Below are 14470 nucleotides of genomic sequence, written 5' to 3' on the forward strand. Positions count from 1 at the left end.
TCGGAGAGGATGTAAGCAAATGGCGAAAAGAAAAACAAAGTTTATGTGTCAGGAATGTGGGTATGAGTCTCCTAAATGGATGGGAAAATGTCCGGGATGTGGGCAATGGAATAGAATGGTTGAAGAAGTAGAGAAAGCTTCCACATCAAGAAGAGGCGCTTTTGCACATTCAGAAGGTTCAACAATTCTGTCTAAAGCTACACCGATAACATCCATTGAGACAGAAAATGAACCGAGAATCCACACGGATTTAAATGAATTAAACCGTGTACTAGGTGGTGGGGTTGTAAGAGGCTCGCTTGTCCTAATTGGCGGGGATCCAGGAATCGGAAAATCAACCCTTCTTCTACAAGTGTCCTCACAATTGGCGAACAAGAACATTTCTGTTTTATACATATCAGGTGAAGAATCACTAAGACAGACGAAGCTCCGTGCAGACCGATTAGGTATTTCCTCAGAAAATTTATTAGTTTATGCTGAAACAAGCTTAGAAGAAATTAGTAGGACGATTGAAAGTGTCAATCCGAGCTTTGTTATTATTGATTCCATTCAGACCATTTATCACCCAGAGGTTACTTCTGCACCAGGAAGTGTTTCCCAAGTGAGAGAATGTACAGCTGAATTAATGAGGATTGGAAAAACGAAAGGGATAGCTATTTTTATTGTCGGCCACGTGACGAAGGAAGGCTCTATTGCTGGACCAAGACTATTAGAGCATATGGTAGATACTGTATTATATTTTGAAGGTGAACGCCATCATACATATCGAATTTTAAGAGCGGTGAAAAATCGATTCGGTTCAACGAATGAGATGGGAATCTTTGAAATGAAGGAATTAGGTCTTGAGGAAGTTGAAAATCCGTCGGAAATTTTCCTGGAAGAAAGATCACAGGGAGCGGCTGGTTCGACAGTTGTTGCCTCAATGGAAGGAACACGTCCAGTTCTTGTTGAAATTCAAGCGCTCATTTCACCGACTAGCTTTGGAAATCCAAGAAGAATGGCTACAGGGGTTGATCATAATCGTGTGCCGTTATTGATGGCCGTTTTAGAAAAGCGAGTGGGTCTGCTTTTGCAAAATCAAGATGCTTATTTAAAGGTAGCTGGAGGGGTAAAGCTGGATGAACCAGCCATTGATTTAGCTATAGCCATTAGCATCGCTTCAAGCTTTCGTGATAAACCGACTAGGCCTACAGACTGTATTATTGGAGAGGTTGGCTTAACGGGTGAAATTAGAAGGGTGTCGAGAATTGAGCAAAGGGTTCAAGAAGCTGCTAAGCTTGGCTTTGAAAGAGTCATTTTGCCAGCGAATAATCTTGGTGGATGGACTGGGCCAAAGGGGATACAGCTTATTGGTGTAAATTCAGTTAGTGAAGCATTAAAAGCTGCATTAGGAGAGTAGGAATATTTAAAGTGACTATTGAACTAAAGTAGAGGGTGTGTTAAAATATTCGTTTGCTTTTATTTGACACTGGATTGCAAATGGTGCTACTCTTAGCAGTAGTACAAACTTTATATTAATTTTTTATATATTAATATAATTTATTTTTTAGTCATTTGACGTTTCAATTTATGGGATTTGTTTATAATGAATAAAAGGAGGTGAAGGAATGTTAAAACGTATCGTTCAAGTTTGTTTCCTCATTATTGGGGTTACGTTAGGGATATTATTAATTCCTGATTTATTAAGATTAATTTCATTAGACGACATTCCTTTTATAAATAATCCATACCTGTCCGCTATTTTAGGTGCTATCATTTTTTATCTTATTTCATTCTGGGCAGTCGATTATGTCGTCAATGTAGTGAAATGGATAGAGGAATCGCTTGTAAAGGCTCCGATAACCGATATTATTTTTGGAAGTGTTGGTCTCGTTTTTGGGCTCATTATTGCTTTTTTAATTGGCTATGCTTTAACAGCTATTGATTTTCCCATTTTAAATACAGTTGCGCCAATTCTCCTAACATTATTATTTGGTTATTTGGGCTTTCAAGTAGGCTTTAAAAAACGAGATGAACTATTAACACTTTTTTCAAAGGCAAGGAAGAAGGCAAATGAAGAGGAGCCAGAAGCTGCTCGCAAAAATGTTTTGAAGCTATTAGATACGAGTGTCATTATTGATGGAAGAATAGCGGATATTTGTCAGACAGGATTTTTGGAAGGAACAATCGTTATTCCACAGTTTGTTCTTGAAGAATTGCAGCATATTGCAGATTCTTCTGATGTATTAAAACGAAATAGAGGCCGAAGAGGCTTAGATATTTTGAATCGAATTCAGAAAGAGCTAGCGATTAACGTAGAAATTTATGAAGGCGATTTTGAAGAAATTCAAGAAGTAGATAGCAAGCTTGTAAAGCTTGCAAAGGTTACGAATGGAATTGTTGTGACAAATGACTTTAACTTAAATAAGGTTTGTGAGTTTCAAGGTGTTTCTGTCTTAAATATTAATGATTTGGCTAATGCTGTTAAACCAGTTGTTCTTCCTGGAGAAGAAATGAAAGTACAAGTCATTAAGGATGGGAAGGAGCAAAATCAAGGAATTGCTTATCTCGATGATGGGACAATGATTGTTGTTGAAGAGGGCCGTGATTACATTGGTAAGTATATCGATGTGTTAGTCACAAGTGTCCTTCAAACCTCTGCGGGACGAATGATTTTTGCGAAGCCGAAGCTATTAGAAAAAGCGTTATAATATCATTGGGGAATTTAAACATTGGGGTGTTTTAATGGCTTATCAAGTCATCATTCCTGCAGCAGGCAAAGGGAGGAGAATGGGAGCGGGGAAAAATAAAGTTTTACTTGAGCTCCAATCCTTGCCTGTATTTATCCATACATTACTTGTTTTTCAAATGGATGAGAAATGCGAAGGGATATTTGTCGCTATTCATCCACAAGATGAAGAGGAAATAAAGGCAATTATTGAAGAAAACGAAATAACAAAAGTGATTGCCTTAGTTCCGGGTGGTAAGGAAAGACAGGATAGTATATACAGTGCTTTAAAATGTGTGAAGCAAAATGGAATTATTCTTGTTCACGATGCGGCTAGGCCGTTTATTGAAAAGAAGTATATTCATTCACTGCTTGAAGCGGCTGAAACGAGTGGGGCAGCAATACTTGCTGTCCCAGTTAAAGATACGGTAAAAAAAGCTACTGGCCAAATTGTTACGGAGACTGTCGAACGAACCAGCTTGTGGGCTGTTCAAACCCCACAGGCTTTTCGTTTTTCTATTTTATTAGCTGCTTATCAAAAAGCGGTGGAGGATGACTTTATTGGAACAGATGATGCCAGTTTAGTAGAACGTCTAGGCTATGATGTTTTGATTGTAGAAGGGGATTACGACAATATTAAGCTGACGACTCCGGAAGATTTATATTTTGCTGAGGCCATTATGCGTAAGCGAAGGCAACTACAATGATAAAAGGAGACAATATTATGTTTCGAATTGGACAAGGCTTTGATGTGCACCAATTAACGGAAGGGCGGCCATTAATTATTGGCGGGATTGAAATTCCGTATGAAAAGGGATTAATGGGGCACTCTGATGCGGATGTATTATTACATACAGTAGCAGACGCATGCTTAGGTGCAATAGGTGAAGGAGATATCGGTCGACATTTTCCAGATACAGATTCGGAGTTTAAGGATGCGGATTCAGCCAAATTATTAGAGCATGTTTGGAATCTAGTAAAGGCTAAAGGGTATGAGCTTGTAAATGCAGACTGTACAATTATTGCTCAAAGACCGAAGATGGCCCCATATGTCGAGAAAATGAGAGAAAGAATTGCACAATTGCTTGAATCAAATATTGAAAACATTAATGTAAAAGCGACGACAACAGAACGGCTTGGTTTTACAGGCAGAGGTGAAGGAATTGCTTCACAAGTAGCGGTATTATTGCAAAAAACAGAAAAATAATAGAAGTTTCATTTTGTCGTATGAAACGGATGTTTTCATAATGCTGGAGTGTTAAAATATTCTCAGTAAGATGAAATTTTAGGAGGCAGTATTTTTATGTCAAATGATATTCGTGTACGCTATGCCCCGAGTCCAACTGGACATTTACATATCGGCAATGCCCGTACTGCACTATTCAATTACTTGTTCGCACGAAATAAAGGTGGAAAGTTCATTATCCGTATTGAAGATACTGATAAAAAACGTAATATTACCGGTGGTGAAGAAAGCCAGTTAAAGTATTTGCAATGGCTTGGGATCGATTGGGACGAGAGTGTCGATAAAGACGGCGGATACGGCCCATACCGTCAGTCTGAACGGAATGATATTTATGAGAAGTACTATAATGAGCTGCTTGAAAAGGGCAGTGCGTATAAATGCTATTGTACGGAAGAAGAGTTAGAGGTAGAGCGTGAAGCTCAAATGGCAAAAGGTGAAACGCCAACCTATTCTGGCAAGTGCCGTCATTTAACAAAGGAACAGCGGATTGAATTGGAAGCAGAAGGAAGAGAGCCAAGTATTCGCTTCTTAGTTCCAGAAGGAAAGGTCTATTCTTTCAATGATATGGTGAAAGGCGATGTTTCTTTTGAATCAGATGGGATTGGTGATCATGTTATTGTTAAAAAGGATGGTACACCTACGTATAATTTCGCTGTGACCATTGATGATCATTTAATGAATATCTCGCATGTTTTAAGAGGTGATGATCATATTTCTAATACGCCAAAGCAATTAATGATTTATGATGCATTAGGCTGGGAAGCGCCAATTTTTGGACATATGACTTTAATTGTAAATGAAAGCAGACGAAAGTTAAGTAAGCGCGATGAATCCATTATTCAATTTATTGAGCAATATGAAGAGCTTGGGTATTTGCCCGAAGCACTTTTTAACTTTATTGCTCTATTAGGCTGGTCACCATCAGGAGAAGATGAGATTTTCTCTAGAGAAGAGTTTATAGATATTTTTGATGCGAATCGTTTATCTAAATCGCCTGCATTATTCGATAAACAGAAGTTAACTTGGATGAATAATCAGTATATGAAGAAGATCGATATTGATCGACTTGTTTCCATTTCATTGCCTCATTTAGTGAAGGCTGGTAGGGTTCATGAGCAGTTAACAGAGAATGAATCCGAATGGGTACGAAGCTTAATTGCCCTTTACCAAGAAAAAATGAGCTATGGCGCTGAAATTGTTGAACTGACAGAAATTTTCTTTAATGATGAAATCGTTTTAGATGATGAAGCAAAAGCAGTACTTGCTGAAGAACAGGTACCTGAAGTGCTTGCAGCGTTTTTGGCTGAAATTGAGCAGTTAGCTGAATTTAAGGCGGATGAAATTAAAGCAGCGATGAAGGCTGTACAAAAATCGACTGGCCATAAAGGGAAAAATCTTTTCATGCCAATTCGTGTTGCGATAACAGGTCAAACACACGGGCCTGACCTTCCACAGGCGATTGCGCTATTCGGAAAAGAGAAAGTAAAAAATCGCTTAGCAAGTATTTTAAGTTAACATCTTGCCTAAAATGTAATATAGTAATAAGTAAATTAATAACTAAAAGTGTAGAAGAGGAAAAGTAAGAATATGATGCTTTTTAGAGAGAACCTACATCAGCTGAAAGTGGTTTAAGCCTCTCATTATTCTGAAGTGCCCCTCTGAGCCTTATTTCGAACTGTCATGATTGTTCTAAGTAGAAATGAGCGGTGCTCCTGCCGTTATTAGGTTAAAGTTGAGACTTGTAAAAGTCTAAACAGAGTGGAACCGCGTGGAAAACGTCTCTGTCATTAATGACAGGGACGTTTTATTTTTTTTCAATTAAGTATTTACCTATAGGAGCTTGCGTTTTCAAATGTCCTGCGCTTTTCACAAGGAGGGTGGTATTATGTTTAAGAGGATGAAGGAAGATATTGAGGTAGTATTTGAACAGGACCCTGCTGCAAGAAGTTATTTGGAAGTACTATTAACATATTCCGGTTTACATGCTATTTGGGCACATCGATTGGCTCATGCACTTTTTAAAAGAAAGCTGTATTTCCTTGCAAGGGTAATTTCGCAAGTTAGTCGTTTTTTTACAGGGATTGAAATTCATCCAGGTGCAAAAATTGGCAGGCGCTTTTTCATTGATCATGGTATGGGGGTAGTCATTGGGGAAACGTGTGAAATCGGTGATAATGTAACTGTTTTTCAAGGAGTAACCCTAGGTGGAACTGGAAAAGAAAAAGGAAAGCGCCATCCAACTATAAAAGATAACGCACTAATTGCTACAGGGGCAAAGGTGCTTGGATCTATTACAATAGGCGAAAATTCCAAGGTTGGAGCTGGCTCGGTTGTTCTACACGAAGTACCACCGAATTCAACTGTTGTCGGTATTCCGGGAAAGGTAAAAGTAAGAGACGGAGTGAAAGTAAGCAAGGATTTAAATCACTCCGATCTTCCTGATCCGATAGCTGATCGGTTCAAAGAGTTGGAAAATGAAATCGCCAATTTACGCAAAGAAATTGCGAGCTTAGAAAAAGAAGGGAGTAAGGTTAATGGCTATTCAGATTTATAATACATTAACGAGAAAGAAAGAGCCTTTCATACCTTTAGAAGAAGGTAAAGTAAAGATGTATGTATGCGGACCAACCGTTTATAATTATATTCATATAGGGAATGCCCGTCCGCCAATTGTATTTGATACCGTTAGAAGATATTTCAAATATCGAGGCTATGATATTAACTATATTTCTAATTTTACAGATGTTGACGATAAGCTGATTAGAGTAGCAAATGAATTAGGAGTAGAGGTTCCGACCGTTGCTGATCGCTTTATCGAAGCTTACTTTGAAGATGTTTCTGCACTTGGCTGCCAACGTGCAGATGCGCATCCTCGTGTAACAGAGAACATGGATATTATTATTGATTTTATTCAAGCGTTAATTGATAAGGGCTTTGCTTATGAATCAGAAGGTGATGTTTATTACCATACGCGAAAATTCGAAGGGTATGGTAAATTATCCCACCAACCAATTGATGAGCTCATCTCAGGTGCGCGCATTGCTATCGGAGAGAAGAAGAATGATGCTCTTGATTTTGCGCTTTGGAAGGCTGTGAAGGAAGGCGAAATTTACTGGGATAGTCCATGGGGGCATGGAAGACCAGGATGGCATATTGAGTGCTCAGCAATGGCGAAGAGATATTTAGGCGAGACAATTGATATCCATGCTGGCGGCCAAGATTTAGCCTTTCCACATCATGAGAATGAGATCGCACAGTCGGAGGCGGTAAGTGGAAAAACATTTGCTCGTTATTGGATGCACAATGGTTATATAAATATTGATAATGAGAAAATGTCAAAATCACTTGGGAATTTTATCTTAGTTCATGACATTATAAAAAAACATGACCCACAAGTATTACGATTTTTCATGTTATCTGTTCATTACCGTAATCCGATCAATTACAGTGAGGAACTTTTGGAAAATACACGTGCCGGTTTAGAACGGCTTAAGACTTCTTATCAAAACTTGAAGCATCGTCAAGAGATAAGTGCGGATTTAACGGATAATAATGAGGAGTGGCTAGAAAAAATTGCTGCTCTACATGAAGAGTTTATCAAAGTTATGGATGATGACTTTAATACAGCAAATGGGATTTCTGTCCTTTTTGAATTATCAAAGCTCGCTAATCTTTATTTAATGGAAAAGAATACTTCTGTTCAAGTGATCGAAGCTTTTACAAAGGAATTTGAGAATCTTTTCAATATTCTTGGGCTTTCTTTAGATCTTTCAAAAGCTGAATTGCTTGATGAAGAAATTGATGATTTAATTAAGCAGCGTATTCAAGCACGGAAGGATCGTAACTTTAAATTAGCCGATGAAATTCGTGATCAGCTTAAAGATATGAACATCATCCTAGAGGATACACCTCAAGGTACAAGATGGAAAAGAGGCTAAAATAAATGCTTCATTACGATAATAAAATTGATGAAAAACAATTGAATAGCCTCGCCCTAGCCTATATGGGCGATGCTGTTTTTGAAATATATGTTCGTAAACATCTTATCCAGTATGGTGGTGTTCGACCGAATCATCTCCATCGAGAAGCGACTCATTATGTGTCAGCGAAAGCACAATCACAAATCATTCATCAATTTCTTGAAGGTGAAGAATTAACCGAAGAAGAGATTGCGGTTGTGAAAAGAGGAAGAAATGCGAAATCCGGAACAGTGCCAAAGAACACAGATGTGCAAACATACCGATATAGTACAGCGTTTGAAGCGCTATTAGGCTATTTGTTTTTATCAGGAAAAGAGGAGCGGCTGGAAGAAATCATCGTAAAAGCTTTTCAAATTGTTGAAAATAAGAAAGGAGGTAATTTGTAATGAGTCAAGACTTTATTATGGGAAAAAACCCCGTCATTGAAGCGCTTAAATCTGGGCGAGATATAAATAAACTTCTTATCGCAGAGGGCTCTCAAGGTGGACAAATGCAGCAAGTAATTGGACTGGCAAAGTCAGCAAATGTATTCGTGCAATTTGTGCCAAAAAAGAAGCTTGATCAGCTTGTTGAAGGTAATCACCAAGGGGTAATCGCACAAGTTGCTGCTTATCAATACGCTGAAATAGATGATTTATTTCAGGCGGCTACGCAGAAAAATGAAGCACCTTTCTTTTTATTATTGGATGAAATTGAGGATCCACATAACCTCGGATCCATTATGAGAACAGCAGATGCAGTTGGCGCTCATGGCATCATTATTCCGAAGCGGAGAGCAGTAGGCCTTACTGCCACTGTCGCAAAGGCTTCGACAGGGGCTATTGAACATATTCCAGTGGTGCGCGTAACAAATATAGCGAGAACAATTGATGAATTAAAAGAAAAAGGCGTCTGGATCGCTGGAACGGATGCGAAAGGAAGTGAAGACTACCGACGTTTTGACGGTACGATTCCACTTGGTCTAGTCATTGGGAGTGAAGGCAAAGGAATGGGGCGTTTAATTAAGGATAAATGCGATTTTCTTATTCATTTACCAATGGCGGGTAATGTCACTTCTCTTAATGCATCTGTTGCTGCTGCAATTCTTATGTATGAGGTTTATCGGAAAAGGCATCCTCTCGAGGGATAAAAATGGACATCCTTATTGTTGACGGCTATAACGTTATAGGTGCTTGGCCTGAATTACGAGAGTTAAAGAAGAAGGATCTTGCAGCCGCCAGGGATCGATTAATTGAAAAAATGGCGGAATATCAAGGCTATTCTGGATATCGCGTCATTATCGTCTTTGATGCGTACGATGTAAAAGGGACAGAGAAAAAAATAAAGAATCATAAAGTAGAAGTTATTTTTACTAGGAAAAATGAAACTGCAGATGAACGAATTGAAAAGCTGGCAATTAGCTTAAGCAATATTAAAACTCAAATTCATGTAGCAACCTCAGATTATACAGAGCAGTGGGCAATATTTGGACAAGGTGCATTACGTAAATCAGCAAGAGAGTTATTAAATGAAATGAATAATGTTGAGAATAAGATTGAGAAGAAAGTAAAAAATATTCAAACGAAAAAACCGATATCAAAGATTCCGCTTAGTGACGAAATGGCAGAAATTTTTGAAAAATGGCGCAGAGGGAAGATGTGAATGGTTGACGCTGGAAAAAGTCCTACTGTATAATATTTCTATCTATGCTTGTGCAGTCGGAGGGATCTTAGTGGATACTGACTTGAAGACAATCGACGAAAATAATTTAGAGTATGTAGAGCTTGAAGATGAAGAGGTAGTTGATTTAGTGCATCAAGGCGAAAGTGAAGCGTTGGATTATTTGATTCACAAGTACAGAAACTTTGTCCGTGCAAAGGCCCGATCTTATTTTTTAATTGGTGCGGATAAGGAGGATATTGTTCAAGAAGGAATGATAGGCTTATATAAAGCCATCCGTGATTTCAAAGGGGACAAGCTATCTTCATTTAAAGCATTTGCTGAACTGTGTATTACAAGACAAATTATCACGGCGATAAAGACAGCAACAAGGCAAAAGCATATTCCTTTAAACTCCTATGTGTCATTAGACAAACCGATCTATGATGAAGAATCGGATAGAACGTTAATGGATGTAATCTCTGGCGCTAAGGTGATGGATCCAGAAGAATTAATTATTAACCAAGAGGAATTTGATCATATCGAAGTGAAAATGTCAGAGCTACTTAGTGATTTAGAACGGAAAGTGCTTGTGCTCTATTTGGATGGGCAGTCTTATCAAGAAATTTCAGAAGAATTAAATCGTCATGTTAAGTCGATTGATAATGCTCTTCAGCGAGTAAAGCGTAAGCTTGAACGTTATCTAGAAGTCCGTGAAATTTCTTTATAGTTGTTGATTGCATATATCTTTATTCTTCTTCCATGCTATTGCTCATATTGACATCAACAATTGTCCATGATAAAGTTTTATGGCATAGATGTATAATTGAATGGAAGTATATAGTTTTTGAGTTGGACAAGTATCTAGCTCTAGTGCCTAGTGGACTTCCCTCCCTCTCTTTGCGATAGCCGACACGCTAAGTTACGCTCATAGAATGTGAAAGTAATGAAGGGCATAACTGTTTTTCTAAAGGAAAACTTTTATGTAGGCGAAGGCTTAAGGATGTGGCATTCGTAGCCTGCAAACCTTGATGTTCCTTTAACTCAGTTGAGGTTAGTAAAGTCCATACGTTGATGAGTACAAAGGTAGGCTTCTACAGTATTCATTGCAAAGGTGCTTATGCTTTTCTTAGTAGGTGTAATTAATGAGAAAGAAAGTAATACTTGCATGTAATGAATGTGGAACAAGAAATTATTCAACGATGAGCAATAAAGGAACTGAACGGTTAGAGCTTAAGAAGTTCTGTAAGACCTGTAATAATCACACAACTCATCGTGAAACTAAATAGGATTTTCATAGATACGATTAGGATATTTTTTGGAAGTTGGTGTTACGAATGCAACGCATCATAAAGTTTTTCCGTGATGTTGGACGTGAAATGAGAAAAGTCAGCTGGCCTAAACGCAAAGAGATGACAAATTATACGGTAACCGTACTTGCGACAGTAGCGTTCTTTGCGATTTTCTTTGCGTTAGTTGACGAAGGTATTTCTTTGTTAATTCGTCTTATTCCTTGAATAACGTAGGGACATACATGGTATAATGGAGAAGAATACAGAGATACTTATGAAGCCCGGAAACGGGTTTTTTCATTTGGCAAAAATAAGCTCCAATAAAAAAAGTAAGTGATTCTATATATAGGGAGGGAAGGACGAATTAGTCCTCTTGAATGGAAAAAAATTGGTATGTTGTTCATACGTATTCAGGTTACGAAAACAAAGTAAAAGCGAACTTAGAAAAACGTGTTGAAACAATGGCGATGCAAGATAAAATCTTCCGTGTTATTGTTCCGGAAGAGGAAGAAACCGACTTCAAAAACGGTAAAAAGAAAGTTGTAAAAAGGAAAGTGTTTCCTGGATATGTGCTTGTTGAAATTGTGATGACTGACGATTCATGGTATGTAGTTAGAAATACTCCAGGTGTTACTGGATTTGTTGGTTCTGCTGGTTCAGGCTCTAAGCCGACACCATTATTGCCAGAAGAAGTAAATGTAATTTTGAAGCGCATGGGTGTTGAAGAAAAACGAGTAGATATTAATTTTGAAATCGGAGAAACGGTACAAGTTAAAGAAGGGCCATTCGCGAACTTCACGGGTGCAATCGAAGATATTGATAAAGACAAAGCGAAAATTAGAGTTCTTGTTAATATGTTCGGCCGCGACACCCCTGTTGAACTAGATTTCTCTCAGATTGATAAGCTATAAGAAAAGCGGAAGCGCCTTGCTCAGGGACGACGAGCATAAGACAATCCGTCGTGAAGGTTGTACTATACCTTCTCGTCGGATAGGCTTATGACCTAGAGTCCCTAGGTGCTGCAGCTGGACAAAGAAAAGCGGAAGCGCCTTGCTCAGGGACGACGAGCATAAGTTCAGTTTAAAAAGTTGTAGCACATTTAGAAAAAAACTTGAAATCATCTTTAAAAAGTGGTAATATTTCAAAGGTCAGTATGTCTCAGATAATGAGACCGGACAATTGTTATGATCTTTATCTTAATATAAAGACGATAAGTTGAGTGGGAGGGGAATCCCTATTACCACATCACGGACTTTAAGGAGGTGTGTCTCGTGGCTAAAAAAGTAATCAAACTTGTTAAGTTACAAATCCCTGCAGGTAAAGCAAACCCTGCGCCACCAGTAGGACCAGCATTAGGTCAAGCAGGTGTTAACATCATGGGATTCTGTAAGGAATTTAACGCACGTACAGCTGAACAAGCTGGCCTAATCATTCCTGTTGAAATTACGGTTTTTGAAGACCGTTCATTTACATTTATTACGAAAACTCCACCTGCTGCAGTTTTACTTAAAAAAGCAGCTGGAATCGAGTCTGGTTCTGGTCAACCAAACCGTAATAAAGTAGCAACAGTCAAGCGTGACAAGGTGCGCGAGATTGCTGAAACGAAAATGCCTGATCTTAACGCTGCTAGCGTAGAAGCTGCAATGTTAATGGTTGAGGGTACTGCACGCAGCATGGGTATTGTTATCGAAGACTAATCCATGCTACAGAACTTAGGTTGCTAATTGAGGTTGCGTTGCTGAATTTGGTTTTCACACGCAACCTTTCTGCTGTCTAGGGCGTGAATGTTTAGCTCTGACACTTAAGGGCTTCAATATCAAAACGAATCCTTTCTAAAAAAAGATGAGTTTTTATGTTGGGTGCTCTTGATTAAGGTGTCTGCGCTTTTCTGATGTCTAGCTCCGGAGCCTAGCCCCGACGTACAGGATGTACTAGTGTCGACAATGCGACAGGACGTCGCGTTTTTGTCGACCTCGAGGTCATAAGCCAAATCTTTCAAAAAGGTAAAGTACAGCCCTTCTGAAAGACTCGTCTTATGCTTGTCGGACTTGCACAGGATGTGCTGACGTCGATGTTCGCCTGCGAGGCTCCTGTGCTTTTCAAAGTGGGAGGTTTTTCCGCTAAAACCACAATCAAGGAGGAAATTATAATGGCTAAAAAAGGTAAAAAGTATGTTGAAGCTGCAAAGCTTGTTGACCGCTTTAAAGCTTATCCAATTGAAGAAGCAATTGAACTTGCGAAGAAGACAAACTTCACTAAGTTTGATGCAACTGTTGAAGTAGCTTTCCGTTTAGGAGTAGACCCTAAGAAAGCTGACCAGCAAATTCGTGGAGCAGTAGTGCTTCCAAATGGTACTGGTAAAACTCAACGTGTTCTTGTTTTTGCAAAAGGTGAAAAAGCGAAAGAAGCAGAAGCTGCAGGAGCAGATTTTGTTGGAGATACTGAATACATTAACAAGATCCAACAAGGTTGGTTCGAATTTGATGTAATCGTTGCTACACCTGATATGATGGGTGAAGTTGGTAAGCTTGGTCGTGTATTAGGACCTAAAGGCTTAATGCCAAACCCTAAAACTGGCACAGTTACATTTGATGTAACAAAAGCAGTTCAAGAAATTAAAGCAGGTAAAGTAGAGTACCGTGTTGACAAAGCTGGAAACATCCACGTGCCAATCGGTAAAGTATCTTTCGAAAATGCAAAGCTTGTTGAAAACTTCAACACAATTTTTGATACAATGCTTAAAGTTAAGCCTGCTGCAGCAAAAGGTACTTATATGAAGAACGTATCTGTTACTTCAACAATGGGACCTGGTGTGAAAGTAGACCCATCTTCTGTTACAGTAAAATAATTTATAAGAAGTTGGTTAAAATAGGAATTGACAAAACAAAATGCATTTAGTAAGATGTATTTTGTTGTTGAAAATATAACATTTGTGCCGTAGACAGCAGGTGCTGATAAGCTTAATTTCCTGCCGAGGTATTACGATAGATTTATTTCTTGCGAAACTATTGTATACAACCTCCATGTCTGCTTAAGATGTGGAGGTTTTTTCGGGTATGAATGTAGAAATTCTACAGGAGGTGTAAAGATGAGCAGTGCTATCGAACAAAAGAAATTGATCGTAGATCAGATTGCTGATAAGTTGAAATCAAGTGTATCAACAATCGTTGTAGATTACCGTGGACTTTCTGTTAGTGAAGTTACAGAACTTCGTAAACAACTTCGTGAAGCTGGTATTGAATTCAAGGTTTACAAGAATTCATTAACTCGCCGTGCTGCAGACGCTGCTGAACTAAGTGGATTAAATGAGGCTCTTGTTGGACCGAATGCGATCGCGTTCAGTAATGAAGATGTTGTTGCTCCAGCGAAAATCTTAAATGATTTCGCGAAAAAGCATGAAGCTCTTGAAATTAAAGCAGGTGTAATTGAAGGAAATGTAGCAACGTTTGAAGAAGTTAAGGCTCTTGCAGAACTTCCATCTCGCGAAGGCTTACTTTCAATGCTACTCAGCGTACTTCAAGCACCTATTCGCAATCTTGCTCTTGCTACAAAAGCTGTTGCAGACCAAAAAGAAGAACAAGGCGCGTAAGTTAGTAACGATAAACGT

At 38.7% G+C, this 14470-nt stretch carries 17 protein-coding genes and 2 other annotated features; all 17 genes read left to right on the top strand.

Going from position 1 to position 14470, the window contains the following annotated elements; genetic code table 11:
- Window positions 1–19: 19 nt before the first annotated feature.
- The 17 genes from radA (at window position 20) to rplJ (ending at window position 14452) form a co-directional block, all read left to right on the top strand.
- Window positions 20–1399 (top strand): DNA repair protein RadA, encoded by a 1380-nt coding sequence (radA, locus tag KDN24_RS00585; RefSeq protein ID WP_409970869.1) that lies wholly within the window; start codon window positions 20–22, stop codon window positions 1397–1399.
- Between the two features lie 208 nt (window positions 1400–1607).
- Window positions 1608–2690, top strand: coding sequence for a PIN/TRAM domain-containing protein (locus tag KDN24_RS00590; RefSeq protein WP_409970868.1), 1083 nt, complete (start codon window positions 1608–1610; stop codon window positions 2688–2690).
- 34 nt (window positions 2691–2724) lie between these two features.
- On the top strand, window positions 2725–3414 hold the full coding sequence (gene ispD / locus KDN24_RS00595; RefSeq protein WP_409970867.1) for a 2-C-methyl-D-erythritol 4-phosphate cytidylyltransferase: 690 nt from the start codon (window positions 2725–2727) through the stop codon (window positions 3412–3414).
- 17 nt (window positions 3415–3431) lie between these two features.
- Complete coding sequence (gene ispF / locus KDN24_RS00600) at window positions 3432–3914, top strand: 2-C-methyl-D-erythritol 2,4-cyclodiphosphate synthase (RefSeq protein ID WP_409970866.1); 483 nt, start codon at window positions 3432–3434, stop codon at window positions 3912–3914.
- 96 nt (window positions 3915–4010) lie between these two features.
- The gene (gltX, locus tag KDN24_RS00605; protein ID WP_409970865.1) at window positions 4011–5468 is read left to right on the top strand and encodes a glutamate--tRNA ligase; all 1458 of its coding nucleotides are present in this window, start codon (window positions 4011–4013) and stop codon (window positions 5466–5468) included.
- A 42-nt stretch (window positions 5469–5510) separates the two neighbouring features.
- Window positions 5511–5739, top strand: a binding site (T-box leader).
- 99 nt (window positions 5740–5838) lie between these two features.
- A complete protein-coding gene (gene cysE, locus KDN24_RS00610; RefSeq protein ID WP_409970864.1) occupies window positions 5839–6507 on the top strand; it encodes a serine O-acetyltransferase in 669 nt (222 codons plus the stop codon).
- Window positions 6488–7891 (top strand): cysteine--tRNA ligase, encoded by a 1404-nt coding sequence (gene cysS, locus KDN24_RS00615; RefSeq protein WP_409970863.1) that lies wholly within the window; start codon window positions 6488–6490, stop codon window positions 7889–7891. Before cysE ends, cysS begins: the two co-directional genes overlap by 20 nt.
- A 5-nt stretch (window positions 7892–7896) precedes the next feature.
- Complete coding sequence (locus KDN24_RS00620) at window positions 7897–8319, top strand: Mini-ribonuclease 3 (protein ID WP_409970862.1); 423 nt, start codon at window positions 7897–7899, stop codon at window positions 8317–8319.
- Window positions 8319–9062 carry a 23S rRNA (guanosine(2251)-2'-O)-methyltransferase RlmB gene (gene rlmB, locus KDN24_RS00625; RefSeq protein ID WP_409970861.1) on the top strand — a complete coding sequence of 248 codons (744 nt, stop codon included), beginning with the start codon at window positions 8319–8321 and terminating at the stop codon, window positions 9060–9062. Before KDN24_RS00620 ends, rlmB begins: the two co-directional genes overlap by 1 nt.
- 2 nt (window positions 9063–9064) lie before the next feature.
- Window positions 9065–9574, top strand: coding sequence for an NYN domain-containing protein (locus KDN24_RS00630; protein ID WP_409970860.1), 510 nt, complete (start codon window positions 9065–9067; stop codon window positions 9572–9574).
- A gap of 4 nt (window positions 9575–9578) precedes the next feature.
- Window positions 9579–10301, top strand: a complete 723-nt coding sequence (sigH, locus tag KDN24_RS00635) for an RNA polymerase sporulation sigma factor SigH (protein WP_525931280.1) — start codon at window positions 9579–9581, stop codon at window positions 10299–10301.
- Window positions 10302–10716: 415 nt separating this feature from the next.
- Entirely contained in the window at window positions 10717–10860 is a 144-nt protein-coding gene (gene rpmG / locus KDN24_RS00640; RefSeq protein ID WP_409970858.1) for a 50S ribosomal protein L33, read from the top strand.
- Between the two features lie 48 nt (window positions 10861–10908).
- On the top strand, window positions 10909–11088 hold the full coding sequence (gene secE, locus KDN24_RS00645) for a preprotein translocase subunit SecE (protein WP_409970857.1): 180 nt from the start codon (window positions 10909–10911) through the stop codon (window positions 11086–11088).
- 152 nt (window positions 11089–11240) lie between these two features.
- Window positions 11241–11774 carry a transcription termination/antitermination protein NusG gene (gene nusG, locus KDN24_RS00650; protein ID WP_409970856.1) on the top strand — a complete coding sequence of 178 codons (534 nt, stop codon included), beginning with the start codon at window positions 11241–11243 and terminating at the stop codon, window positions 11772–11774.
- A gap of 360 nt (window positions 11775–12134) precedes the next feature.
- Entirely contained in the window at window positions 12135–12560 is a 426-nt protein-coding gene (gene rplK, locus KDN24_RS00655) for a 50S ribosomal protein L11 (RefSeq protein ID WP_409970855.1), read from the top strand.
- Between the two features lie 407 nt (window positions 12561–12967).
- Window positions 12968–13711: a 50S ribosomal protein L1 gene (rplA, locus tag KDN24_RS00660; protein ID WP_525931281.1), complete on the top strand. Its 744-nt coding sequence runs from the start codon at window positions 12968–12970 to the stop codon at window positions 13709–13711.
- 69 nt (window positions 13712–13780) lie between these two features.
- Window positions 13781–13923, top strand: a sequence feature (ribosomal protein L10 leader region).
- Window positions 13924–13951: 28 nt separating this feature from the next.
- Window positions 13952–14452 (top strand): 50S ribosomal protein L10, encoded by a 501-nt coding sequence (gene rplJ / locus KDN24_RS00665; RefSeq protein ID WP_409970853.1) that lies wholly within the window; start codon window positions 13952–13954, stop codon window positions 14450–14452.
- Window positions 14453–14470 lie beyond the last annotated feature (18 nt).

The sequence above is a fragment of the Cytobacillus sp. Bva_UNVM-123 genome (assembly GCF_046351715.2).
Classification (GTDB): Bacteria; Bacillota; Bacilli; order Bacillales; family Cytobacillaceae; genus Cytobacillus.